This is a genomic window from Photobacterium nomapromontoriensis (assembly GCF_050336815.1).
GTDB classification, from domain to species: domain Bacteria; phylum Pseudomonadota; class Gammaproteobacteria; order Enterobacterales; family Vibrionaceae; genus Photobacterium; species Photobacterium nomapromontoriensis.
The window spans coordinates 59,537-85,621 of sequence record NZ_JAKJSL010000020.1 but is presented as its reverse complement, the minus strand read 5'-3'; the positions used below and the strand labels follow the sequence as shown (position 1 = coordinate 85,621).

Here is a 26,085-nt window from a genome sequence, read left to right as displayed (position 1 = left end):
CCGTAACCTTTCAACTCTAAAATTAAATCTCGGTAACTATAGAACGCTATTAGTGACCTATAATCAACTAAAATAACCGCAAAAGTTCAAAAAAGTTGACCTTGCTCACTAAAATCACCCCGAACGCACCACTTTTGGTTCACAATCGTTAACTTCGCGACTTCGGTCACATTATTTGACTCAATTATCAGTAAACTTGCCGCCATAACGTCAACTATAGTGAACTTTAATACATCTTAGTTCACTTGATGTAACCGAAAGAACATTAAAAGTAATGAGGGATAACAGATGATGAATTACCTAGCACGTGGATTTGAACTAGCTGAATTTGAAGAACGTACCGCTCGTGCTCAGAAAGTAATGCGTGAGCAAAAGCTTGATGCCATGCTTTTCACCACAGAGCCAAATGTTCGCTATTTCACTGGTTTCCATACACAATTCTGGCACAGCCCGACGCGTCCTTGGTTTGTTGTTATCCCTGCAGAAGGTAAACCAACGGCAATTATCCCTGAAATCGGCGCAAGCGGTATGGCGGGTACTTGGATCGATAACATCATTACTTGGCCGTCACCACGTCCTGAAGATGATGGCATCAGCCTGGTAGCAAGCTTCCTGAACACTCTACCTTGTCGCTTTGGCCGTGTAGGTGCAACACTGGGTATCGAGTCTCACCTTCGTATGCCTGTAAACAACTACATGAAGCTGACGACTCTTGTGAAGAAAGACTTCGTGGACGTGTCACTGGAAATGCACGGTTTGCGTCAAATTAAGTCTCCAGCTGAAATCGCAAAAATCAAAGAAATCTGCCGTATTACTAATGTGGGCTTTGCAAAAGTACCGGAATATGCACGTGCTGGTATGTCAGAGCGTGAAATCTGTAAGCGTTTCCGTATCGATATGCTCATGGAAGGTGCTGATGAATGTCCGTACATCATCGCAGGTTCTGGCCAAGACGGTTACGACTCTATCATCATGGGTCCAACGGATCGCGTGATTGAAGATGGCGACGTATTGATCATCGACACTGGTGCAGTACGTGACGGTTACTTCTCTGACTTCGACCGTAACTGGGCATTCGGCTCTGCAAGCGAGCAGACAAAAGACGCGTACCGTGCAACTTACGAAGCAACAACCGCAGGCTTTGCAGCAGCGAAACCAGGTGCAACAACCACTGATATCTACAACGCAATGTGGAAAGTACTTGAAGCCAACGGTGCGCTAGGTAATGACGTAGGTCGCTTGGGCCACGGTTTGGGTATGGAGCTAACTGAGCGTCCATCAAATACGGCAACAGACAATACTATCTTGAAGCCTGGCATGGTGATGACTCTTGAACCAGGCATGGTTTACGCACCAGGTAAGTCAATGGTTCACGAAGAAAACATCGTGATCACTGAAGACGGTGCCGAGTGGCTGAGCGAGCGCGCAGAACCAGAACTGATCATTATCCAGTAATCTACCCGACCTGACGACGACATAATAGCAATACAATAACAATAAGGGCTGGCCCACCAGCCCTCATAGAAGAGAAAAGCACACATGAACACCATTGACGATTTTAAGCAGTTTGAAGTGCCACTAACGTATGAGCCTGCGCCACGTATCGACCGTACCCATATCGGCCTTGTTCAGCTAAGCACAGATCACTCTTTAGAGATGGACTGGGCAAAATTACTGGGGACTCAAGCCGCGGTATTTAGCTCTCGTGTTTTCTACAGCAGCGAAATGACACCAGAAGCACTGGATCGCATTGCTAGCGGTATCAGCGAGGCCTCTGATCTGATCGCTTACGGCCTACCTATGGATGTGATGGCATTCGGTTGCACTTCAGCGTCAATCATCATTGGTGAAGAACGCGTTGCTGGCCTATTAACCAAAAATCGTGGCGATATCCCTGCTACCAACCCTTGGACAGCCGCACAAGCCGCCTTTAAGCACCTTGGCGCGAAAAAAATTGCTGTTTTCTCCCCTTACCCAACTGATGTGAACTTCCCACTGTATCAGCAGCTAACTAAAGCAGGCTTTGAAGTCGTGGTATTGGGTTCACTCGGTATCGAACGCGATACTGATATCACCACCGTTTCTAAGCAATCTATGCTTGACGCACTAGAGAAAATCCTGCCTGAATCTGGTGCGGATCTTGTCTTCATGTCATGCACCAACTTGCGTGTACTTGACCATATTCAAGAAATTGAAAACAAATTCAATATCCCTGTTGTGTGCAGCAACTCTGCCATGTTCTGGCATGCCATGCACCTAACCGGTAAAGCAGCATCTTGCCCGGGTTATGGTCACCTGCTGAATTTAGGCACCACAGCCATCGATTATGATCGCATCCTTGGCCTTGATACAGAAGTGACAGCCTAGTCATCCGACTCAGGAAACAAGTGACAGAAGGGATAACCCCCTTAAAGCATCAAGTTTAGCGTTACCGGTTAGCGACCGTCCCCACAGAGAATTACGGAATATAAGCCTACGAATTAGGGCTTACGGGGACGCTCGTCTTAAATAAATGGACAATAAAGGATTTAGATTATGAACCGTACAACAATGGGTTGGATAGCAGCAATTTTCATCGGTCTTCTGTGGGGTATTCCATGGATCGTTGGTACGCCACTTTTGGAAGTCATGGATGCGCAAGTATTAGTTTGGGCACGTTACACCGTGGCCTTCATTACCCTTGCCATTATTCTAAACGTAGGCATTGCAACGGGTAAAGTTGAGAAAAAGCGTGACTTTAAATTGAACTGGGAAAACCGTCACGACATCGTGTGGTCTGCCGCATGTGGTATCATCGGTCAAGGCGCATTCAGTTTCTTTTCATTCCTATCACTTGACTATATCACTGCATCTGAAAACGGTGTTATCCAGGGCCTAATCCCTATCTTGATTCTGACTGTCGGTTTCTTCCGTCACAATGCTCGCTTCACGCCAATGCAAATGCTAGCTGCGCTAGGTGCCTTCATCGGTGTCGCTATCCTGGTTATGGATCCAAAATCAGAAACCAGCGGTTTCAACATTGGCCACCTAATCTGTTTCGCGAGTGCGGCAAGTTTCGCTACAATGGCCTACGCTCGTGCTGAACTGGCAGAAAAATACGGCTCAGTGGCAACGATGTTCCACCAGTTTGTTTTCGCATCAATCGGCTTCGGTCTATACCTTGTGTTCACCGGTGCGGATCTAAGCGCTGCGCTTGGTATCTTCAGCTCTCCACTGCGTATCCTATGTATCACTATCCTAGGTGTTGGTATCTCTGGTGTGAGCTACATCATCTACATCTACGCCATGGAGCGTGTAGGCGTTGATGGTACGGGTATGGCACTAAACCTAATGCCACTGTCTTCATTCGTTCTTGCTGTATTCGCACTGGGTGAGTCTGTAACACCAATGCGTCTTCTAGCCATTGCTGTGGTCATCGTCTCTATGATGATGTTCATGAAGTTCGGCAACGACAAGGCGAAAGAAGAAGCCGCAGTACTTGATACGCAAAAAGCATAATTCAGCTTCTATGCCAATTTAGACCGACATTATATAACTATCAAAAATAATACGCGCAGCAGTTCCCCTGCTGCGCCGATTTGTACAACAGAGGTAAATCATCATGACCATTAAGCAGCAAGTTACTGAATGGCGTCGTCATATCCATAAGCACCCTGAGTTTGGTTTTGAAGAGGTGATGACCGCCGAAATGGTCGCGACTAAACTGGAAGAGTTTGGGATTGAAGTGCACCGCAATATCGGCCAAACCGGTGTGGTGGGTATTCTAAAATGTGGTGACAGTGATCGCTCTATCGGCCTTCGTGCAGATATGGATGCCCTGCACATTCACGAAAAAAATACCTTTTGCCATGCCTCTGTTAATGAAGGTGTGATGCACGCTTGTGGCCATGACGGCCACACTGCCATGTTGCTGGGCGCTGCACATGAACTAGCGCGTACCCGTAACTTCGACGGTACCGTTTACTTTATTTTCCAACCAGGCGAAGAGCATGGTGTTGGTGCCAAAGCGATGATTGCTGATGGCTTATTCACCCGCTGGAAGATTGATGCAGTGTATGCAATGCATAACCTGCCAGGAATTGAAGCAGGTCATTTCGTGACTCGCCCTCACTCGCTAATGGCCAGTGAAAGCAGCTTTGAAATCGAAGTAATTGCGACGGGTGGCCACGCAGCCATGCCTCACATGGGTACAGACCCAATCGTGGTAGGTTCACAAATCGTACTGGCTATTCAGACTATCGTTTCCCGCCACCTGAGCGCAATTGATGAAACAGCGGTTATCTCTGTGACTGAGTTTGCGACTAACGGTACAGTTAACGTGATCCCATCTCGCGTGACGATCAAAGGTGATACCCGCAGCTTTACTGACCAAGCGCTATTCAAGATCGAAAAAGCCCTTGAGCGTGTTGCCGCTGGTACCTGTATGGCTGCCGGTGTTGACTACTCGTTCAAGTTCAACAACAGCTTCCTGTCGACCATTAATACCCCAGCAGAAACCGAGCACGCGGTACGCGCGGCGATTGCGGTGGCAGGCGAAGACAAAGTAAACGGCAGCTGCCAGCCATTTACCATCAGTGAAGATTTCTCTTTCATGCTACGTGAAGCGAAAGGTTGTTACATCCTAGTTGGTAACGGCGTAGGCGAATGTGGTGGTACTGCCCTGCACAACCCGCTGTACGATTTCAATGATGAAATACTAATGTCAGGCGTGAACTTCTGGCAGACATTAGTTGAGCAACAACTAAACGCATAATCGCTCTTTCCCCTTAAATAAAAAGCCAGTCAGAAAACTGACTGGCTTTTTTCATGCTGCTTAATACAAATGTTTGGTTAGTCGCAACTTAGTGCGCAAATGACATTGGGTTTTCAGCAAAGTAACGTTCAACCAAGTTCACGTGATCCGCAGGACGAGGACGACGTTTATTATGATCGACAGTGTTGTACATCTCTTCCCTTGGCGTTTTGTAAAAAGCGTTAATTTCGTCATCTAAATAAGGCAAAGATTGACGGCGAATCAACATCTGGTGCAGATCGTGTGTCATCGGCTGTAAGCCATTGCTTTGATTAGAGAAACTACTGCTATGGGAACCCCAGTGGTGACCAAATTCATGACCAATGATACCAACACCCGTATTGTAGTAATGTGAATAGTAAATCCAAGTATCAACGCCCAGCGTTGACCCGCCACCTAAACCACCACCAATAGTCGAGATCCCTAAATTGATAACACCGCGATTCATAAACTGATCATAAACGCGTTGGTAATCCTCAGCGGTAAAGTTACCACCAGGGCCATCAACCGGTCCGGCATTACCATAAAACTCGTTAACACCTTGCCCAATACTGTCTTTGTAGTTGAACCAAAGATGCTCAAATTCAGGACTGTTCATCACGTAGGCGAAGTTGGCCATCATGATAGTCCACTCTCTTGCGTAAGCCGGGGTGATCTTAGCCCAGTTACCTGCAGAGAACGTACCAAAACGAAGTCGCCACTTAGGCTTGAGATCCGTGATTTTTTGGACAAACTTATCAGTCTTTGAGGTCAGGCGGATATCAATAAGGTTCTCAGGTAAATAACTGAGACCCGCTAAACCTTTAATGGCAACAGACTGCTGACCGTCAATGGTTGGGTAGTAAACGTTATCTTTCAACGAGTGCTCAAGTTCAAATGATGAAAATGCATCCAACTGAGTAATTGAACCCAACTGAACCCATGCGCCTTCCTTATCAATCCGAGCTTCTACGGTTAAATCGTAAGTAGGCTGTGCAGCGTAACTAGTGATTTCCAGCTTATCCGTACTTTGGTGGCCGGAAAGCAGGCGATCAATTCGGATTTCATGATTCTGAGTTAAGCTTTCCCAGCTTTCACCATCAAACAACAGTGGTGTTCGGGTTACGTCTGATGCGGTTAGGTCTATGTCATTACTATGATCAACGGTATTGTTCGATTGATGAACACGCAGGGTTTCTACGTCAGCCAAAAGTACCGTTCGACCTTGCAACATGGCAAGAATATCGTTTTCTACGGCCAAATCGAACGATGCTACCGAGGCGACTTCTTGCTGCGATACTGGATCATAATAAGTGCTGAACTGCTGAGTAGATGGTGTCACAACCCCTGTATCAGTGAACGCTAACGTGCCTGCTGGAAATAACTCTACTTGACCTGCACGACTACCCGTAAACACATCCCCGCCAGTGGTTTCATACACATTACGACGCTGTGTTTTGGTATACACGTCTTTTGGCTCGATAAGGGCTTGGCCTTTCTCGATACTGGTAATATCAAACACATAAGTTAGCGAGGTATCAAAATTCACCACCAACTCATTACCCACCACTTCCATCTTCACGTTACGGTAAATACTGTTACTCTCTGGCAGACTTAAGAAGGCGTGTTTTACGGCTTTCTTATGGTTAGACAGTGTTACATCACTTTGGGAATAAACGGAGATCTTGCCGGTAATATCAGCAACAAAAATGTAATTATCATTCGCCGCAACGCTGTATGGGTGAGTCAGTGTTTTATCAAAACCGTTACCAGACCACGATCCGGTACCGAGAGACATGATGATCTCATCGTTATTTGTCGTGTCATAAATATCGACCCGGTTAGAGGATAAAGACGCGACATAGAGTCGACCATTGTGCTCGGTCACGTCACTCACAACACGATAGGTTTCATTGACACCATTTAAGGTGAAACCTGTAATAGCGGGCAATGCTTGCTGCTTTTTCAGATCAAAGCGCTCAATCTTAGAGAACCCGCCATGGACGTTACCTACATAGACCTTCTCACGGGTCATTGCGACCGTTTCAGGAGCAAAGTCACCTTCCTGTTCATAACCAAAAGTGGCATAGTCAAGTTTGCTACCTTTGCCTAAGAACGCAATTTCTTTCAGCGCCTCACCCTCTTTTAGTCCACAGCTTGAGGTTTCAATTGCCAGATGGGTTAATCCCGTTGGTGAGCTCACGTTACCTTCAGGTCCGTACTCAATCAGACAGCCATTCCCGTAATCGTAGTTACCAAATACCTTATTAACCGCTACCATGCCTAAATCATACCAGGTCAACTCCCAGTCATTATCAATAAAATCAAAGACGTTGCGAAATGCGGTTTCATCAGTAAACGGCATCGGGAAATCAAATAAGATGTAGTTATCTTTATTAATTTCGTACTGCATACCATTAACGTTGATAAAGCGTTTTTCACCTTGAATAATGACGTTACTTTCATCCGAGGCATAGTCTCTTAGCTCAGCAATGCGCTTATCTATTTTTTGATGAATGGAGATCACTGTCTCTGAAAATGTACTTGAGGAAAGATCAGTAGCAAGAGCACTGCTTGATAATAATGTTGAGCCAATAATTAATGATAATATGTTTTTTTTCATACCTTTATACCCCTCAAAAGGATTGACAATTCATTCTAAGCATCAATATTAAAAGAGGCGGTATTTATCTCTTGTTACTTGGCTTAAGATCACTTTATTGATCGCATTACTATGCACAGAACATATGATGATTGAGCTGATATGTATTTTTTTAAATTTAATCAATTACTTATGTAATCTAGACATCGGTTTCGTATGACAAATTGATACCAAGCATATTTCACACAGATAAACAAAATCGCACTAAGCGCGCGACACCTATAAATAGCTATCTCTAATAGGGCTTTCATAATCTCAACCAGTAACGAGAGTAAACGGGGAAGCAACCCATACCAGTAGGGCTTTTGCGGGCATCTAAAGAGATACTGCAACCTCTTATGAACCTCTTCATTTATTATTGATCGTACCATGCCTCTTAAGGCAGGTTGCAAAACGTACTATTTTGCCAGCATTATTGTGTTACCTTCAGCAAAAGAGAGAGCGATCAGAGTGAACAATAGCCACTACAGCACGTGATGCCCTTATTAATGTAACTAATGATGCCCAATCTCAGTGGATGTCGATTCTTATCTTCCTCCTCAAAACCTGCCAATACATACTGACTGGATTAAATTATTACCGATCCAACCGCCTTGCACGCTCTTTATCCGGTAAAACCTGTCACCACCGCCTGATACACATCATTTTACAAAAAAAACTTGCACATTAATTCTCACTTATTCTGCATAAGCATTTTTCGCTTATTACATGATGCAAACGTTCCATTGGGTGGAAAGATGCTGCACTGCTTGAATCAGAACCCTGCTAACTCATTGATTACCCGTTAAAGCATGATGCAGATCACAATTTTTCTTCATGCTTAACCTACTCCATATTTTTTGTATAACAATTTGAATATCAATTTACATTGAAGCTTTAAAACCGATTCATGCAATGCTTGTTTCCATTTTTAGGGTTTTTAAATTTCCATTTTTAATTAAGAATACATCCATCGATTTGAGAGATGCTTTCTCTAAAAGATTTAATAAATATCATTTCAATAATAAATGAATATTTATTAATGGACGTATAACTGAGTTATTATTTACTTTGTTATCTCTGTTATAAGAGCACATTCGTTATTTTTGTTTATCACCAATATCAAATTACCGCCCTTTTAATACAGTATTCCACGGACAGGAATAAACCATTTAAAGATAGTACGTATTTATTCCGTCTCATCTGAATTAAGGGTAAAAATATGTCTTCAGATGCCAATAGTAAAAAAATGGGATTGGTTGGATTAACCGTCCTTGTTGCAGTTAATATGATGGGCTCAGGTATCATTATGTTACCAGCCAGCTTAGCGCAAGTTGGTGCCATTTCAATGTTATCTTGGGTAGTAACTGCGTTAGGTGCAATGTGTATTGCGTATACCTTTGCAAAGTGTGGTGCTTTCTGTAAACGTTCAGGCGGTATGTCAGCTTACGCACAAGAAGCGCACGGCAAATCCTCTTTCTTCATCTCTTCTTACACTTATTACGTATGTTTAGTAATTAGTTGTGTAGCAATCGCCGTTTCAGCAATTGGTTACATTAAACCATTCATGCCTTGGTTAGATACACCTGTGCACACTTTCTTCGGTGTTTGTGCAGTACTTATTCTAACTATGGTCGCTAACTTTGGTGGCCCTAAGATCACAGGTCAAATCTCAGCATTTACTGTTTGGGGTATTATTCTTCCTGTACTTGGTCTGTCTATCATCGGTTGGTGGTGGTTTGATCCACAAACGTTCATGAGCGCATGGAACCCACACCACGACACAACAATGCACTCTGTATCTTCAGGTATTGCACTGACTTTATGGGCATTCTTAGGTATTGAATCAGCAGGTGCTAACTCAGATGCTGTTGAAAACCCAGAGCGTAACGTACCACTAGCAGTATTGTTCGGTACAGGTTTCGCAGCGGTTATCTACATTGCTTCGACTGGTGTTATTCAAGGTATTATTCCTAACTCAGAACTTGCTGCTTCAACAGCACCATTTGGCCTAGTATTCAGCCACATGTTCAACCCTACTGTAGGTAACGTTGTAACAATGGCTGCGGTTATTGCTTGTATCGGTTCACTACTAGGTTGGCAGTTCACTAACGCTCAAGTATCTAAAGCTGCGGCAGATGAAGGTCTATTCCCTAAAATCTTCGCGAAAACTAACAAAGCAGGCGCACCAATCATCGGTATGCTTATCATGTTAGTGGCTGAATTGATTCTTGCTGTGATGACTATCTCTCCTGACTTGATCAGCCAGTTCAACGCGCTACTAAACCTAGCCGTATTTATCAACATGGTACCTTACATCTTGTCAATGACAGGTCTAGAAGTACTACTTCGCAAGAATATGGTTACTCCAAAGCAATATCGCCTAGGCGCTGTTGTGGGTACGCTAGCGGTTATCTACAGCATCTACGGTGTATATGCTTGTGGCGCTAACGCAGTATTCGGTGGCACAATCCTGACTCTGTTTGGTTATATTTTCTATGGTTTCATCGCTGCTCGCGACGTTGATACCGCAACTGAAGTAAAAGCGTAATCCGCATAAATATACTTCAAATAGAAATAGTAATAGAAAAATATATAGCTTAATTAAATGACTGGTTTTAATTTTAATCCTTCTATTAAGACCAGCCATTTAGTTAACATGATAAAAAGAGTTTTCACTATTAATAGCTCGATAACTCACCATAAATTAACGTTAACAACTCTGCTTGGTCTATTAAATATATAGATCATCCAAAGCGGTTACGCTGAATAGAAAAATTCATATTAGGTAATTATAATTATGAGCAACAACTTCAGCAAAATGCGCACTCTGGTTGTAGAGCCGCAAAATATCGATTCTAGCAGCTACGCTGCTCGTACTACCCAAGCACTGATTGCAGAACTTACTGATCGTACTATCGAAATCGTAACTGCAAATTCATATGAAGATGCTAAAGCTGTTATTCTAGCAACACAACTTGATAGCTTAGTACTAACGCTTGATAAGTCAGAAGAGCAAATCCTAAATTCTAACGAAGAAGTTGACCTGCTTAATACGCTTAAAGAGCGCCAGACTGAAGTGCCTGTTTTCCTACTAGCAGAACGTGCACGTACTTCTATTCTTGCCAACCGTAAACTTATGGAACGTGTTGACGAGTGCTACTCTGTACTAGAAGACACTGCAGATTTCGTTGCTGGCCGTATTGTTGCTGCAATGAAGCGCTACCGCTCACAAGTGCTACCACCGTTCATGAAAGCGATGATGCACTACAACGACATCCATGAGTACTCATGGTCAGCGCCAGGTCACCAAGGTGGTATCGGTTTCACTAAGACCCCTGCTGGTAACCAGTTCTTCGAATTCTTTGGCGAAAACTTGTTCCGTACCGATATGGGTATCGAGCGTGCTGCACTAGGTTCACTACTTGACCATAGCGGCGCATTCAAAGAAAGCGAAGTTGAAGCAGCGAAAGTATTCGGCGCACATGAGTCTTACTCTGGCATCGTCGGTACCTCTGGTTCAAACCGTACTATCATGCAAGCTTGTATGAAAGATGACGACATCGCAATTTGTGACCGTAACTGCCACAAGTCAATTGAACAAGGTCTGATCTTAACTGGCGCTCGTCCAATCTACATGGTACCTAGCCGTAACTGTTACGGTATCATCGGTCCGATCAGCAAAGTACAGATGAGCAAAGAAGGCATTGCCCTTAAAGCGAAAAATGCTGGCATTCCTTTCAATGCAGACGAGAAAAAAGCAGGCTACGCCGTAGTAACTAACTGTACTTACGATGGTCTTTGCTACCACTCAGAAGTAACAGAAGCGCTACTAGGTGAGAGCTCAAGCCGTATCCACATGGATGAAGCTTGGTTTGGTTACGCGCGTTTTAACCCTATCTACAAGGGTCACTTCGCAATGCGTGGCGATGCTAAAGACCACAAAGGTCCAACGGTATTTGCAACTCACTCAACTCACAAGCTCTTGAATGCATTGTCTCAAGCTTCGTACATCCACGTACGTAACGGTGAAAACGCGATTAACTTCGACCGTTTCAACCAAGCTTACATGATGCACACTTCAACATCGCCACTGTATGCAATTTGTGCATCTAACGATGTTGCAGCAAACATGATGAAAGGTGAAAGTGGCCTATCGCTAACTAACGAAGTTAACCGCGAAGCGATTGTCTTCCGTCAAAATATGCGTAAGCTATTTAACGATTACACCAGTGAAAATGACTGGTTCTTCAAACCATGGAACGCTGAAACTGTTACTGAAATGAACGGTGACAAAGTGAAGTTTGAAGACGCTTCTGTTGAGTCTCTAATGACTATCCAACAGAACTGGAAACTGACTCCTGGTGACAAGTGGCACGGTTTTGACGAAATCGACAACGACTGGTGTATGCTTGACCCAATCAAAGTAAGCTTGCTAACACCTGGACTTGACGATAATGGTCAATTCCTAGAAACAGGTGTTCCAGCTGCACTTGTAACTGCATACCTAGGCCGCTTCGGTATCGTACCAACACGTACTACTGACTTCCAAGTAATGTTCCTATTCTCAATGGGTATTACTAAAGGTAAACGTGACACATTGATCAACACCTTGTTGTCATTCAAGCGCCACTACGATGCTAACGCTGACCTAGAAACGCTACTACCTGAGCTTGTAGCATCATCACCTGAAACTTACAAAGGTCTTGGCCTGCGTGACCTGGGTGACCGTATGTTCCAATACCTAGTACGCCACAACCCAGCACAAGTACTGAACGAAGCATACTCTAGCCTACCAGTTATGGAAGTGAAACCACGTACTGCTTACCAGTTCGTTGTGTCTGATGATGTTGAGCTTGTTCCATCGGATAAACTAGAGGGTCGTGTTGCAGCGAACTCTGTTATCCCTTACCCACCAGGCATCCCAATGCTAATGGGTGGTGAAAACTTCGGTGATGAAACAAGTCCTCAAATCCAGTACTTGAAAGCACTAGAAGCATGGGATAAAGAATTCCCTGGTTTCGAACATGAAACCGAAGGTGCAGAGATCGAAGATGGTAAATACCACGTTCTATGTATCAAAGCAGCAGCGCTTTAACCGCTAATGCTTCGCCCCTTGCGATACCGCAAGGGGCTATACCCAAGCGACCTTAAAAAGCTTGAGATCGCTTGGGTATATATTCCTTTCTCCAGATGACTGGCAATGACATCTGAAGGAATCCTATCCATCGACAGTGACGTTTCATCAGAGCGACATTATCAATGGGTAGATCGTAACTGCCAAAGTATTGCTAAAACACTGTCTTATATTGTCGGCATGCTAGATGCCACGAAGGGTAACGGTAGCAACTTACCTGTAACCGATCATTTAGCTTTTCCTCGCTCCTTCTGACTCATAGGCTGAAGGAGCTTTTTTTTATCTGCGATTCCCTCTCCTCACTTCACGCTCAGTCCCAAAAAATCACCCAACAGAAGAAAACACAAATGACTAAGAATCAACCACATACCTGTTTTCACTCTTAATCTCGCCCTTAAGTTTCGAATATTCCGGAAATATGGTATTGACGACAAGTCAGGGTACCTTTATATTTCCACATATATCGAAATGAAATCCATTTTTAAGGCAACAATTATGAGTCCTGAAATTATTACCATGTTCAAAGAAGCCGCTGACATGTTCGCGTTTCTCGCCGCCGAACTGACCGTGCTTTTTTTGGTGGTTAGCTACCTGGTAGGTGTATTGCAAGAATTCTTAACCCCAGAGAAAATCCAATCCATCCTGAGTTCCCGCAAGGGGAAAGGCTATATGGTTGCAGCACTGTTGGGATCCATCACCCCGTTCTGCTCTTGTTCGACGATTCCATTTTTGAAGGGGTTGCTGCGGGCACGTGCTGGCTTTGGCCCAATGATGGTGTTCTTATTTGCCAGCCCGTTGCTTAACCCGGTGATCATTGGCTTGTTTGTAGTGACCTTTGGCTGGAAAGTTGCGCTGTTCTACTTTTTGATCGCGATGGCAGTGTCTGTCGTGGCAGGCTTTGTGCTGGAAAAATTAGGCTTTGAACGCTATGTTCGCCCTGAGGCGTATGAAATGGCAGAAGCTAACTCAAGCTGTGGTACATCATGCAGTGACAGTAAGCCCGCACCCGCCACCAGCTGCTGTGCACCGAAAGTAGAGCCCGTTGCCACCTCATGCTGTAGTACCCCGGCCAAGCCTGAGCCAGCGGCAACATCATGCTGTAGCTCGACGGTATCGGTTGACGTGAACAGTCACAGTGAAGCAGTATTAACCATCAAAGAAACCAGTCGCTGGGTACGTATCTGGCGTGCAACTTGTAAAGACTTTAAGCAAGTACTTCCTTACCTGTTGCTGGGTATTTTCATTGGCTCTTTCATCTATGGTTTTATCCCAACAGATCTGATCGCCAAGTACGCAGGTGAAGGAAAATGGTATGCGATCCCTGTCGCTGCCATCATTGGTATCCCGCTGTACATTCGTGCGGAAGCGGTGATCCCATTGAGTGCCGCGCTGGTACAAAAAGGGATGGCATTGGGTTCAGTCATGGCACTGATCATCGGCAGCGCTGGGGCAAGTTTGACTGAAGTGATCCTACTTAAATCCATCTTCAAGAATCAGATGATTGCCGCGTTTCTGGCCGTAATATTAGGCATGGCAATTGGCGCTGGTTACCTTTATACCGTGTTGTTTGGCTGAGGCCGCCTCCTCGCCGATCTCTGTAATAAAAAAAGCCCCGTTCACAACGGGGCTTTTTGACCTTTGACTATCTGTCGAGGCCACCTACTAGCTTTTAATTTCGTTATAAACGAGTAATAGCTTTTGCACTTCACCTTGGGTATAGGCAAGATCTTGGCTTTCTTCATAGCCCCACTGCGGGGTTATTTGTAAGCCATCTTTTGTCGGTAACACCTTAATAGCCACAATGCGGTTTTGCGCTTCATCTGAGATAAAAAAGAGATAAGGCTGAGGCTGCTCAAGCAGCGCATTGTAATGTGACGGAGTGGTATACACTGCATTCACTGCCTTCACCGCTTTACTCCCATAGAAGCGTTGCGCTTCTGCTAATACAGGTAGCGCCATTTCCTGAAGCTGCTCGTAGCTACTCTCGACATGGTATGCCCCGCAGTCACTTGGGATCTGATCACGCAGTGCTTTAAACGCAGTTTGGATAGAGGCTAATGGCCGTGTGGAATATGTTTTTTCAAACTGCTCCGCTGCAACAAAGAGCTCATCATTATTCACACAGCGGCTAAATATAGGCTGTTGCTCAGTAAACGTTGCATAGGAAAAGTGCGGTTTAGGCAGATGACTATACGCAATGATAAACCCCACAATGAAAATCACGATCGCAACCGCAATATGAAGCATGTAGTCATGAATGCGTTGAAGCTGTCCACGAAAATTCAAAGTCTGACTCCTTCCTTATCCCCCAACCGTCAGCGACAACGATAGGGCGTAAAGCGTTGGCACCGCATTGCACCCAGAAATAAAGGATCCAATGCGATGCCGGTGTTACGCTATTTCTTATTGTGACTATTTACGAAATGCAGCTGCGTTGAATGGATACTTAATGGACGCTTCGGTCTCGGTATCAAAAAAGTGCAGCTTGGTATTGTCGATAACCAAGGTGATTTTCTCATCAATCGCAACATCCGGTTCACCTGTGCCCAACGTGCCCACAAACAGGTTCATCGGCGCGGCATCAAAGAAGACATTAACGCAGTCACCCAGGTATTCCGTATTCATCGCGGTGGTTTCAAAACAGCAATCCGGGAATGCCTCTTGATATTTTTTGCCTGAACGAATGGCACTAGAGCGGGCGCCGAGGAAGACTTGCTTACCGTTATACCCTGCATCATTCAAGATGGACTGATCGCCCTCGCTCACAGCAATAGTGAACGCATCGCAACTGAATTTACCGTCTTGGTACAAGCCTTCAATGAGGTTCATCGATGGCATCCCCATAAAGGTCGCCACAAAACAGTTTTTAGGGTTGGAAAACAACTCTTTCGGCGTACCAATTTGCTGCACTTCCCCCATCGACATCAAGACAATGCGATCCGCCATCGTCATCGCTTCGACCTGATCATGGGTCACATAAATGGTGATCGCCCCTTTATCACGATGCATACGGGAGATTTCAGTACGGGTCGTGGTCCGTAACTTCGCATCGAGATTACTGAGTGGCTCATCCATCAAGTACAGTTTTGGGGTACGCACCATCGCACGACCGAGGGCAACACGCTGGCGCTGACCACCGGAAAGCTCTTTCGGCTTACGCTCAAGGTATTCAGTTAAGAACAGATCTTTTGAGACACTGTTTACGTGATCTTTAATGTCATTGGCAGGGTAATTTCGCAGCTTTAAGCCATAGCCAATGTTATCTCGTACCGACATGTGGGGATAAAGTGCATAGCTTTGAAATACCATCGCGATATCACGATCTTTTGAACTCACGTCATTGACCACGTTACCGTCAATGATGAACTCCCCTTCCGTTATATCTTCCAATCCGGCAATCATTCGCAGCGTGGTCGATTTACCACAACCTGATGGACCAACCAGAACAATAAATTCACCTTCTTCAATATCAAAATTGAAGTCACTGACCGAATAGGTATCTGAATTCGGGTATTTTTTCTTAATGTTTCTAAGTGAAATCTTGCTCATTATCCTTTTACTCCACCAGACGTTAAACCGCCTACGATATAATCTTGAAACTTATAGAACACTACAACGGGCGGAATGGCCGCCAACACCGCACCTGCGGCAAACACGTTATAACTGGACTCTTTGATATTATTAATTAGCCCCATCAGACCCACGGCAAGGGTTTTGGCTTCTGAGCTCATGCTGGCAATAAGGAATTTCGGCATAATAATGTCGCCAATCGGTCCTAAGAAACAGAAGATGGCAATTACCATGATCATCGGTTTCACCAACGGCAGCAGAATTTCAGTAAAGATCTGCATTTGCGTTGCGCCATCGATTTGAGCTGATTCATCTAACGCTCTTGGGATCGAGTCATAATAACCCTTCATCAAAATCGTATTCATGGTGATCCCGCCTGTGGTATAGATCAGGATCATGAAGATATACGTATACAGCGTGGCGTTGGCAGAGCTGTAAATACCGATAGAGCTGGCAATCGCATACAGCGCTATCAAACCACTGCCCGATGGAATGATCTGGATAATCAACAGCGACATCAATGCACTTTTCCGTGATTTATAACGGTAACGGGAATACACAAACCCCGAAATCGTAACAATCACCGTCGATAGCACCATGGTGATCAACGACACAAGAAAAGTATTGCGATACCAGCTTAAATACGGGATATCGGTAAAGAGCTGAACAAAGTTCTCGGTCAGACTAAAATTCTCTGGGAAGAATGAGGTTGAATAGAGTGAATTACTCACATTAAACGCGCTCATCAGTGTGACCAGTATCGGGTATATGATCACAACCGCCATTGAGATCAGAAATGCATAGCTAAAAATCAGCCCCATATTCTTGGTCAGAATATGACGGTTAAACTTCATCGTTTTCGTGCTGCGATTGAGATTGATGGCCTTATCCATTACATCACCTCCTCGTTTTTAAAGGCACCCGCTTTCAGCCATGAGTACAACACCACAGCCCCCACCACGGTACTGGTGATCAAGGTATACACGGCAGCTTCGTTATATTTGGCATCCATCATTAATCTAAAACCGAGCGATGAAATGGTATCCAGTGGTTTATAGATAGACCCCACCGTCTGCACCGTTGCCTCACCGAGCATGTAAACGATGGTGACGTTATTAAAGTTAAAGGTGAACTGGGTAATAAACACCGGGGCAACACTGATCAAAATCAATGGCAAAGTGATGTCGAAGAAGTTAGTCCACGCGTTACCGCCATCAATCGCACTGGCTTCGTAAAGATCGTCTGGAATAGTCTGTAAGACACCGGTTACCAAAATAAAGACATAAGGGAAGCCCAGCCACGCTTGGATCAAGATAATGGTGATCTTGGCTAAATCAGCGTCAAGGAAAAACCCAATCGCAGTACTGACATCGTATTCATTGCCGGTGAAGAAAGGGATAACCATGGTGTTCATTCCGCCCACTTTTGAGAAGAAGAGCTGGAAAACCAAGATGGTTAAAAAGGCAGGCACCGCCCAAGGTAAGATGTACACCGTACGGAAGAATTTTTTCCCTCTGATATGTTTGTTGTTCGCCACAACCGCCAATACCGTACCTAGTACGATAGTGAGTGCTGACGCACAAAATGTCCACGTCAGGGTCCAACTCAGCGTCTCCTGAAAGGCAGCCGCTGTACGTTCATTGGTAAACAGACGTTCAAAGTTCGTGAAGCCTTTCCACTCAATCAAAAATGCCGGAGGCAGGATGGGGCGTTTATAGTTGGTGAATGCCACGACAATCGACACAATGGCCGGCAGCAACGCGAAGATAAACAACAGAATAAACTTAGGTGCGGTAATTAAATTCGGCACGATCTCATGCGAAAGCCCACGCACTTTTTCGGTAAACGTGATCGCAAAACCGACATCATCTATTTGGCGTTTCACATCTTTTGCATCACGCGCAAACGCATAGTGCAAAGCCAAAAATACCAACAGCATCATAGCACCAATGGTTGACCCCACCATGATCAGGAAAGAGTCATCCACAAAGCGCTCAGCACCGATGGTGATTTTACCATTAGGCTGCTCAACGGCTAATAAACGGAAATTAGGAAGGATAAATTGGAAGTACACCAAGATCTCTAAAGCGAATAATGAGAGGCCAAAAATCGCCTCTCGAGTCCGACGCAGTAGCAGATGACCACTGCCGGGTATTGCCATAGAGAGCCAGAAAACAAGCTGTTGACTCATGTCATAACCTACTTTTTATTTTGCATGAAAATAAGAGCGCGGGTTGCGCGCTCTTATCGTCAATTACATATCTTCAATATCAATTTGAATGGTATCAACTGCCGCATCCAGTACCGCTTGGGCATTCTGACCTTGTGCAATTTGTGCCAGCGCGGTCTTCATTGGGCCCCATACTTTCATGAATTGAGGAATGTTCGGCATCGGCTGACCAATATTAGTCGCGTCGAAAATGGCTTTATGCAGTGATCCTTCTTCATAATGAACAGACAGGCTTGGTGACACTTCGCGTGTCTCGACATACCATTTCTGAGCATTTTCAGGCGTCGCAACGAACTTCATGAAGTCACGTGCACCATCTTTATTATCACTGTAACCGTTAACCGCCAGCCCTTTTGTCCCGGTCAATGCCTGATATGGGTGACTGCCATCCCAGCTTGGGATAGGTGCCGCGCCCACATTAATGCCGGCTTTTTCAATATCCGCTATAGCCCAAGGACCATTGATGATCGCTTTTACTTTACCTTCCATGAAATACTTCATCATGATGTCGAACGCGACGGTATCATCTTGCATCAGCGTCCAATGGCTCACACCACTGTCGTACAGGCTTTGGGCTGCTAGCGCCGCTTTCACCGAACCATCGTTATTTAAGCCTACGTTTTCAGGGTTGTTATCTTTAAAGATATACCCGCCGTTCGACATAAACAGACCACCGGCAAAGTAGAAATCCGTGAATTTGGCAGCCCAATCAGAAGGAGGGAGTTCTTTTAGGGTTTTTGGCGCTGCTTTCACCATGTCTTTGTTATAAAGGAAAAGCGTGGTATCGGTAGACATCGGTACCATATAGGTTTGACCGTTATACATCGCCGCATTTGTCGCAGCCTGAGTAAAACCGTCAATGGTAAAATTAGTTGGCGAAATCAAATACTGATCAGCGAGCTCACCAATCCGGTCATTGGGGATCATGAAAACATCGGCAATATTGCCTTTTTGCGTCGGTAACGCACTCATCAAGTCAAACATGCTAGTTGCAGTGACTTCAACCTTAAAGTCTTTACCTTTATTAAACTGTTCAGCTAATTCGGTAAAATAAGGTACGTATTGTTTTTCAACACCAACAACAATATTTTCCGCCGCCATGGCTGTGTTTGATAAAAACAGTGCTGCCGAAATAGCAAACGATATTTTCTTAATCATTTAATTTCCCCTGAATAGGAATAAAGAGTGTTTGACCGATAAATTCACATTAGAATAAAAGTATCTATTTCTATTTATTAATGTTGTTCAATGTTATTTCTTTATTCGATAATCCCTTATATCTAACAATCTCTTCTTTGAAGACTTGATTGGCTGCTTATTCACACTCATTGTAACGAGTAACTTAAAGAAGCTGGACCTATCATAGGATGCTGATGGCATAGGATGAAATGCTATTTTCCTCTGCGAGCCATAGAAAAAACACATAACACATAGATAAATGTTATCTGTAGCAATGATACATAAGGTATTGCATGCCTTCAGTGCATTAAAAAACGTGAGGACAACGGCAAAATGTAGACCCTTGTCAAACTCCCCTCAATGCACCGTTAAGGCCGCATCGCTAATATTAAAAATCGCTAGATATGTGATCACATGACACATAAAATGGCTTTTTTATCAAAAGAAAAGCAATCATGTTCAAGCTCATGCTTCAATTTGTCCAAGTGGCCAAAACTAAAAATGTGACCCAAGCGGCCAACCAGCTGTGTTTAAGCCAACCTACGTTGAGCCATAACATGCATAAATTAGAAGACAAGCTTGGCTGTAAGCTGTTTAATCGCAACTCTAAAGGGATCACGCTAACACCGAGCGGCGAGTTGCTTTATGAGCAAGCGAAAATGATGCAGAACTTATATGACAACACCCTTTATAAACTTGAAAAAAATAAGTTACGCCATCAAACAGAGCTGAAAATAGGCTGCGGTGATGCATGGTGGCACCTCTTTGTTCGTGATTGTGTTCAAGACTTCAGAAATACCTATCCACATAGTAATATATGTATTGATGTCGGTGATCATCTGCAACTGATGAATTTATTACTCAGTGATGAAATCAGCATTTTTGTGGGCCATGAAATATTAGGCCTCGCGCAATACGAAGATATTCTGTTTTACCCACTGTTTAGTTGTCATGAAGAAGTTTATGTTCGTAAAGGGCACCCGCTCCTTGAACGCACGTGCAGTAATGAAGATATCGCCCGCTTCCCTTCTGTCGATTTAGGCGCCTCTAAAATGCGCTTTTCACATTTGGTCCAGCAGCAAAATGAAGAGCTAAGCTCTTTTCAAAAGCGGCACTACCTGCAAGAAAAAGTGATCTACAATACCAACTCACTGTTAACTGCGATTGATTTACTGCAAAACAGTGATGCTATTTTACCCTACCCTGCGGGGATGAAAGCCTACTTTGGCACCTTTGATCTCGTTCCCCTGCAAATGCAGGAATGCTTTAGCACCGCGACCATCGGCGCTTACCTGCATAAAGACAAGCAAGAAAATACCCAGAGCATCGCTTTGTTAGAGCAGTTTAAAGCGTTATGTAGCAAGCTCGAATAATTCACGGTTCATCATGCCAACTGTTCGCGAATGCTATGATGACAACTCTATTATTTCATCAGGATCACCCATGAAAATCGACCTGACCAAGATGGTCACTGAAAGCCGTAACAGCGCCAGTGAACACATTGATACCCTACCGACCTTGGACATGCTCAAGGTGATCAATAATGAAGATAAAAAAGTCGCAGAGGCAGTAGAAACAACCCTGCCGGAAATCGCCCGTACGGTGGACGCCATTGCCGCTGCTTTTCAGCAAGGTGGCCGTTTGATCTATACCGGCGCAGGCACATCAGGTCGACTGGGGATCTTAGATGCCAGTGAGTGCCCACCCACCTTTGGTACCAAACCAGATCAGGTAATCGGCCTGATCGCTGGGGGTCACCCAGCGATATTACGCGCGGTAGAGAACGCGGAAGATAACCACGAATTGGGCGCAAAAGACTTACAAGATCTGAGCTTTACCCACCACGATGTACTGGTGGGTATCGCCGCCAGCGGTCGTACCCCATACGTGATCGGGGCGATGGAGTACGCAAAATCACTAAGGGCCACCGTCGCTTGTATCAGCTGCAACCCAAACAGCCCAATGACCGACATAGCGGACATCGCGATCACCCCTGTCGTAGGCCCGGAAATTGTCACCGGCTCATCTCGACTTAAAGCTGGCACCGCACAAAAGCTGATCCTCAACATGCTCACCACAGGTGCAATGATCCGTACCGGGAAGGTTTACGGTAACCTGATGGTTGATGTGGAAGCCACCAATGCCAAACTGGTAGAACGTCAGAAAAACATTGTTGTTGCCGCCACAGAATGCAGCCGAGAAGCCGCAGAAGCCGCACTTGATGCCTGTAACGGCCATTGTAAAACCGCCATTGTGATGTTGCTGGCAGGCGTGGATGCTGAGCAAGCCAAAGCACTGCTTACCACACACCATGGCTTTACCCGTCAGGCGATTAGTGGGGCAAACTGAACCATAATAAAACAGCCCTGCAACGAAACCGTTGGCAGGGCTGCTGAGCGACTATGATAGTCTTTTACGCGGCATCAATAGGCCGTAGAAACAAATTGCCTGGGCTAATGGTCAGGTATGCGTGATCGCTCAAGCTGGCATCAAACTGGGATGAATTAAGCTGCGACATCGACGGGAGTATGACGTAAAACGGCATAGGCTTCTTTCGCAGAGCTGAACTCTCCAACCACGTGAAGATCTGGCTCAACATTGAGCAACTGAGCAAATCCAGATCGGACCATAATATGGTCATCCACCAAGGCGACAGAAATCATAGTGACATCCTCTGTAATGATCGCATCGTCTCGAAACACCCTTGTGGCATTCAACGAAGGCTCCATAGCGCCATGATAATACTCTTATAAGCCTACATTTATCTGTGATAGCAGTAACGTAGCGTAGTAAAAGCCTATATGGCTTCCGATGGCCTCATTATCATTTTTATCGATGTATCAATACTCAGTTACTTATATTGCGAAGCAGGACAATACCTCTAGCGAATGTTAAGGTATCTCTTCCGCGCCTTGGCCTCGCCTCAATAGCAAAGAAGCGGAACATAATAAAATAGCACCGCGAAATGAAGTAAACAGCCGCCAGCTACAAGGAACCATGCATGAGCAACACCATCGATTTAAGCCTACTTATTGAACGTATTTCTGCGGCCGATTCAGAAGAGCAATGCCAAATATTCAACGAGTACGATGTTCAACACCTCGAAGCAGGCTCACTTGCGACACTGTTTGAGGCACTCCCGTTAGATCAACGTATGGAATTGTGGCGTCAGTTACCTCTCAACGATCACGTTGATGTACTAACCGCCATGCGTGCTGATACCCGAGAATGGGTGATCCAATCGCTCAGTGAAGCAGAACTCAATCTGGTTTTGGCCAAACTCGATAACCTGTCGCTGATTGAATGGGCAGATTCCTTGCCCGACGACATTATCGATCGTGCGATCGATATGCTCAGTCGGGAAGATCTGGAACTGTTTGACCGCGCGAATCAGTACAGCGAGGATGAAATAGGCCGTTACGCCAACCCGAAAGTGATTTCTCTACCGCAAGGGATTTCCGTTAAACGCGCCAAGGTATTGCTTGAACGTTATGGCTACCACTACCCAGCCCCAATTTACGTCGTGACTCGTAACAAAAAATTTATCGGTGCGATTAATTATCAGCAGCTAATGGAAGCCGATCCTCTTCATAAGCTCAGCACATTGGCAGACACTCAGTGCCCGGTACTGGAAGATGATGCCTCACTTACCGAAGCCGTTGAAACCATCGAACACAGTCAGCGTTTTAGCCTACCGATCATCAATACCACCAAGGAACTGATTGGCGAAATCGATCTTCACCTCGCGCTCGAATTAATGCGGGAATATTACGAAGGGACTTTAATGGCAAACGCGGGTATGAGTGAAGAGGATGATCTCTTTGCCCCTATCGCAAAAAGTTCACGTAAACGCGCAGTCTGGCTCGGGATCAATTTAATCACGGCCATTCTGGCCTCCATGACTATCAGTCTATTTGAGGACGTCATTGCCCAAGTGGTTGCCCTCGCCGTATTGATGCCGATTGTTGCCTCCATGGGCGGCATCGCAGGCAGCCAGACATTAACCCTAATGATTCGCGGTATGGCGTTAAATCAGGTTACTGCGGGTAACCGAATGTCATTATTACGTAATGAATGTGGGATCGGTTTCCTCAATGGCGTATTGTGGGCTGTATTAATCGGCATCATGGCTGGGGTATGGTTCCAGTCCCCTGTCATTGGTATCGTGATTGCCGTCGGTATTGTTATTAATATCATTACTGCAGCACTATTTGGGGTGCTGATCCCTGTGATGTTAGATAAGTTTAAACTCGACCCGGCACTGGCAGGTTCTGTGGTACTCACCACGGTTACCGATGTGGTCGGCTTCTTTGCCTTCCTCGGCACCGCTAAAATGCTACTGCTATAATCAAATTTTTATGTGCATTACTTATCAGCCAGTATAATTGCCCCCCAATCGTTGGATAACCCATCATTGGGGGGGGATACCAATTTCAAATATTATGCGTGACTACTGATTGTATATTATCAACTACATATGTGACAGGGCTCATATTTTTTAATAAAAGATATTATTCATCATAAGTGAATAGATATAATGGCAAGCTTAATACGTATTAAGTTATTCACATGCGAACTAAAATCACACTATTCATTAACATTTTGACTGTTTTTTTCTGCTTAGTCAGTAATGACGTGTGGGCTAGTGACAGCGATAATGCATGGCAAGAACGTTACTACATAAACAGATATAAAAATCCTGTCAGAGCAATTGAAATTCTTCAAGCACAATATCAAAAAACCACTGATATATCAGAAAAGCTCTACCTTAAAGAGTTAATCTACAATTTATATGTAAATAGTCATCAACCATATAACAATAACAGTACATTAGAAATAGAGAAAAAATATATAAGTGCTTTAAATGCATCCACTAATGCTAACCAGAGAAAATCGATAATAATATTGTCTGACCTATTAAACGATGCCATAAGTCACAATGATATAAAACAACAAGAATTGTTTAACTATCAACTTTGCAAGACGGCAAATAAGTTTGGTCAATATACGGCTGGCGAGCACTATTGTAATAATCTATTATCTTTTATAAATCAAAAAAACTATAAATCAACCGTTCCACGACATGACTCCTACATTATTATTGCAAATAATAAAATGCATCAAGGCTTATATACGGAAGCATTAGATATATATACGAAAATAATAAACTTATTGCCTATATACGTTCCCGCAGCCAACGCTTATAACAATATTGCATTAATATTAATTGATCTTAAAAAATATGATGACGCAGAGGTGTTTTTAAATAAAGCGTTACAGATAGTGATGAACGATCCATCAAAAAACACGATGGCTCAAGTGTACCACAGCATGGCCAAGCTATATGATTTACAAGGAAAAAATAACAAAGCCATCGATATGTATAAAAATGCAATAACACTCATATCCAATAGCAAAAACTACTACGGAATGAGTTCAATCTATCTGGGATTAGGAGATTTGTACCTTGATAAGAACGATTTTGTTAACGCCGAAAAATACCTTAACATAGCTAAATCAGTCGCACAAAATGGCTTCGATGAAAACATGCTGGCTAACTCCATGTTATCGTTAGGGATCATGTTTTCAAAAAAAAATGAGGTTATTCAAGCGCTCTATCATTTGAAAAAAGCATTACAGCTAAGCACTGATTTTGATATTTTTGAAGTCAAACAAAAATCGCTTAAAGCTATATCAGATATTTATTTCAAAGCCAACGATAGCTTAAATGCTTATTTATACTATAAACAGTACGCTAATAATCTAAATAATAAAAATGCAAGTCAACTCCCAAGAGCCTATAAAATACTGGATGACACTCAAAGAGAGCGAGAGCTATACCGTGAAAATCATGAGCTTAAAAATCAAATAGAATTGATGAAAAATACGTCTGATAATGAATCGGTAGATTATAAAAATATTTCAATTTCTTTATTATTTATTTGTGCGACTTTGAGTCTCGTTATCGTATTCTCAAGAAAAAAAGCAGATATGTTACGCTATGATCCCTTAACCGGAGTATTACGAAGAGAATCTATCATCAAAATAATACAAGAAACCAATGAATGCAAAACACAAGATAACTATAACGCATTGATTTTATTTGACATTGATCACTTTAAATTAGTCAATGATACCTACGGTCATCCAGCCGGTGATGCGGTATTAGTTGAGATAGCCATGAGATTACAACAACATCTTGGTGACCATGGACTAGTCGGAAGGCTCGGTGGTGAAGAGTTTATCATATTACTTAGAAACACAGAGAATTGTTCATGTGTAGACATACAAAACATTCATGACTGTATCTGTGATCAGCCTATTCAAGTTTATGGCAAACATAATGTGACTATTACAGTCAGCTCTGCTTATCTGACGACAGAAAAAAACCTTTCAGCCTTTATTGATCTCTACACGATTCTTGACCAAGCGCTCTATTTTGTAAAAAATAATGGCCGGAATTCAACGATTGACGCACTCAATACGCCAATCACCTTTCCAAATAATGGCTTTACCTGCTGCTGAATGAGCAGGGGCTTAGGCGCGCTATGATTTGC

The 26,085-nt window shown here is 44.1% G+C and carries 18 protein-coding genes and 1 pseudogene; 12 read left to right on the top strand and 7 right to left on the bottom strand.

The annotated features are described in order from the left end of the window. Positions 1-288 precede the first annotated feature (288 nt). From L4D12_RS06465 to L4D12_RS06450, 4 genes are all read left to right on the top strand, one after another. Entirely contained in the window at positions 289-1,455 is a 1,167-nt protein-coding gene (locus L4D12_RS06465; RefSeq protein WP_428447005.1) for a M24 family metallopeptidase, read from the top strand. An 84-nt stretch (positions 1,456-1,539) separates the two neighbouring features. Further along, positions 1,540-2,367 (top strand): maleate cis-trans isomerase family protein, encoded by an 828-nt coding sequence (locus tag L4D12_RS06460; protein ID WP_428447004.1) that lies wholly within the window; start codon positions 1,540-1,542, stop codon positions 2,365-2,367. Positions 2,368-2,535: 168 nt separating this feature from the next. Beyond that, complete coding sequence (locus tag L4D12_RS06455; RefSeq protein WP_428447003.1) at positions 2,536-3,498, top strand: DMT family transporter; 963 nt, start codon at positions 2,536-2,538, stop codon at positions 3,496-3,498. A gap of 103 nt (positions 3,499-3,601) precedes the next feature. Next, complete coding sequence (locus tag L4D12_RS06450; protein WP_428447002.1) at positions 3,602-4,753, top strand: M20 aminoacylase family protein; 1,152 nt, start codon at positions 3,602-3,604, stop codon at positions 4,751-4,753. An 88-nt stretch (positions 4,754-4,841) separates the two neighbouring features. On the opposite strand, the gene L4D12_RS06445 is transcribed toward L4D12_RS06450, so the two are convergent. Further along, complete coding sequence (locus L4D12_RS06445) at positions 4,842-7,394, bottom strand: YncE family protein (protein WP_428447001.1); 2,553 nt, start codon at positions 7,392-7,394, stop codon at positions 4,842-4,844. Between the two features lie 1,240 nt (positions 7,395-8,634). On the opposite strand from L4D12_RS06445, the gene potE reads away from it, so the two are divergent. The 4 genes from potE to L4D12_RS06425 all read left to right on the top strand — a co-directional run bounded on the left by potE (position 8,635) and on the right by L4D12_RS06425 (position 14,124). Beyond that, entirely contained in the window at positions 8,635-9,963 is a 1,329-nt protein-coding gene (gene potE, locus L4D12_RS06440) for a putrescine-ornithine antiporter (RefSeq protein ID WP_428447000.1), read from the top strand. A gap of 249 nt (positions 9,964-10,212) precedes the next feature. Beyond that, a complete protein-coding gene (gene adiA, locus L4D12_RS06435) occupies positions 10,213-12,510 on the top strand; it encodes an arginine decarboxylase (protein WP_428446999.1) in 2,298 nt (765 codons plus the stop codon). Between the two features lie 105 nt (positions 12,511-12,615). Further along, on the top strand, positions 12,616-12,804 hold the full coding sequence (locus L4D12_RS06430; protein WP_428446998.1) for a hypothetical protein: 189 nt from the start codon (positions 12,616-12,618) through the stop codon (positions 12,802-12,804). A gap of 240 nt (positions 12,805-13,044) precedes the next feature. Beyond that, on the top strand, positions 13,045-14,124 hold the full coding sequence (locus L4D12_RS06425; RefSeq protein ID WP_428446997.1) for a permease: 1,080 nt from the start codon (positions 13,045-13,047) through the stop codon (positions 14,122-14,124). 87 nt (positions 14,125-14,211) lie between these two features. On the opposite strand, the gene L4D12_RS06420 is transcribed toward L4D12_RS06425, so the two are convergent. From L4D12_RS06420 to L4D12_RS06400, 5 genes are all read right to left on the bottom strand, one after another. After that, positions 14,212-14,835 carry a hypothetical protein gene (locus L4D12_RS06420; protein WP_428446996.1) on the bottom strand — a complete coding sequence of 208 codons (624 nt, stop codon included), beginning with the start codon at positions 14,833-14,835 and terminating at the stop codon, positions 14,212-14,214. 126 nt (positions 14,836-14,961) lie between these two features. Further along, on the bottom strand, positions 14,962-16,098 hold the full coding sequence (locus L4D12_RS06415) for an ABC transporter ATP-binding protein (RefSeq protein ID WP_428446995.1): 1,137 nt from the start codon (positions 16,096-16,098) through the stop codon (positions 14,962-14,964). Then, entirely contained in the window at positions 16,098-17,012 is a 915-nt protein-coding gene (locus tag L4D12_RS06410; RefSeq protein WP_428446994.1) for a sugar ABC transporter permease, read from the bottom strand. The genes L4D12_RS06415 and L4D12_RS06410 overlap by 1 nt, the downstream gene beginning before the upstream one ends. Then, positions 17,012-18,310 carry an ABC transporter permease subunit gene (locus L4D12_RS06405; protein WP_428446993.1) on the bottom strand — a complete coding sequence of 433 codons (1,299 nt, stop codon included), beginning with the start codon at positions 18,308-18,310 and terminating at the stop codon, positions 17,012-17,014. Before L4D12_RS06405 ends, L4D12_RS06410 begins: the two co-directional genes overlap by 1 nt. A gap of 63 nt (positions 18,311-18,373) precedes the next feature. Continuing rightward, a complete protein-coding gene (locus tag L4D12_RS06400) occupies positions 18,374-19,507 on the bottom strand; it encodes a sugar ABC transporter substrate-binding protein (RefSeq protein ID WP_428446992.1) in 1,134 nt (377 codons plus the stop codon). A gap of 476 nt (positions 19,508-19,983) precedes the next feature. On the opposite strand from L4D12_RS06400, the gene L4D12_RS06395 reads away from it, so the two are divergent. Beyond that, positions 19,984-20,901 (top strand): LysR family transcriptional regulator, encoded by a 918-nt coding sequence (locus L4D12_RS06395; RefSeq protein WP_428446991.1) that lies wholly within the window; start codon positions 19,984-19,986, stop codon positions 20,899-20,901. A gap of 70 nt (positions 20,902-20,971) precedes the next feature. Further along, on the top strand, positions 20,972-21,877 hold the full coding sequence (gene murQ, locus L4D12_RS06390) for an N-acetylmuramic acid 6-phosphate etherase (protein ID WP_428446990.1): 906 nt from the start codon (positions 20,972-20,974) through the stop codon (positions 21,875-21,877). Positions 21,878-22,038: 161 nt separating this feature from the next. On the opposite strand, the pseudogene L4D12_RS06385 reads toward murQ, so the two are convergent. After that, positions 22,039-22,191, bottom strand: a pseudogene (locus L4D12_RS06385) (DNA-binding response regulator); the annotation flags it as partial. A gap of 338 nt (positions 22,192-22,529) precedes the next feature. Here L4D12_RS06385 and L4D12_RS06380 point away from each other — a divergent pair. Continuing rightward, a complete protein-coding gene (locus tag L4D12_RS06380) occupies positions 22,530-23,876 on the top strand; it encodes a magnesium transporter (protein ID WP_428446989.1) in 1,347 nt (448 codons plus the stop codon). A gap of 221 nt (positions 23,877-24,097) precedes the next feature. After that, positions 24,098-26,053, top strand: a complete 1,956-nt coding sequence (locus tag L4D12_RS06375; RefSeq protein WP_428446988.1) for a tetratricopeptide repeat-containing diguanylate cyclase — start codon at positions 24,098-24,100, stop codon at positions 26,051-26,053. Positions 26,054-26,085: the final 32 nt, after the last annotated feature.

Bases quoted from the DNA above. Each gene is read 5' to 3' on its own strand.
- adiA (WP_428446999.1), top strand. From the start codon at position 10,213: ATGAGCAACAACTTCAGCAAAATGCGCACTCTGGTTGTAGAGCCGCAA.
- L4D12_RS06450 (WP_428447002.1), top strand. From the start codon at position 3,602: ATGACCATTAAGCAGCAAGTTACTGAATGGCGTCGTCATATCCATAAG.
- murQ (WP_428446990.1), top strand. From the start codon at position 20,972: ATGAAAATCGACCTGACCAAGATGGTCACTGAAAGCCGTAACAGCGCC.
- L4D12_RS06375 (WP_428446988.1), top strand. From the start codon at position 24,098: ATGCGAACTAAAATCACACTATTCATTAACATTTTGACTGTTTTTTTC.
- L4D12_RS06400 (WP_428446992.1), bottom strand. From the start codon at position 19,507: ATGATTAAGAAAATATCGTTTGCTATTTCGGCAGCACTGTTTTTATCA.
- L4D12_RS06415 (WP_428446995.1), bottom strand. From the start codon at position 16,098: ATGAGCAAGATTTCACTTAGAAACATTAAGAAAAAATACCCGAATTCA.
- L4D12_RS06465 (WP_428447005.1), top strand. From the start codon at position 289: ATGATGAATTACCTAGCACGTGGATTTGAACTAGCTGAATTTGAAGAA.
- L4D12_RS06425 (WP_428446997.1), top strand. From the start codon at position 13,045: ATGAGTCCTGAAATTATTACCATGTTCAAAGAAGCCGCTGACATGTTC.
- L4D12_RS06405 (WP_428446993.1), bottom strand. From the start codon at position 18,310: ATGAGTCAACAGCTTGTTTTCTGGCTCTCTATGGCAATACCCGGCAGT.
- potE (WP_428447000.1), top strand. From the start codon at position 8,635: ATGTCTTCAGATGCCAATAGTAAAAAAATGGGATTGGTTGGATTAACC.
- L4D12_RS06445 (WP_428447001.1), bottom strand. From the start codon at position 7,394: ATGAAAAAAAACATATTATCATTAATTATTGGCTCAACATTATTATCA.
- L4D12_RS06395 (WP_428446991.1), top strand. From the start codon at position 19,984: ATGTTCAAGCTCATGCTTCAATTTGTCCAAGTGGCCAAAACTAAAAAT.
- L4D12_RS06380 (WP_428446989.1), top strand. From the start codon at position 22,530: ATGAGCAACACCATCGATTTAAGCCTACTTATTGAACGTATTTCTGCG.
- L4D12_RS06455 (WP_428447003.1), top strand. From the start codon at position 2,536: ATGAACCGTACAACAATGGGTTGGATAGCAGCAATTTTCATCGGTCTT.
- L4D12_RS06410 (WP_428446994.1), bottom strand. From the start codon at position 17,012: ATGGATAAGGCCATCAATCTCAATCGCAGCACGAAAACGATGAAGTTT.
- L4D12_RS06430 (WP_428446998.1), top strand. From the start codon at position 12,616: ATGACATCTGAAGGAATCCTATCCATCGACAGTGACGTTTCATCAGAG.
- L4D12_RS06460 (WP_428447004.1), top strand. From the start codon at position 1,540: ATGAACACCATTGACGATTTTAAGCAGTTTGAAGTGCCACTAACGTAT.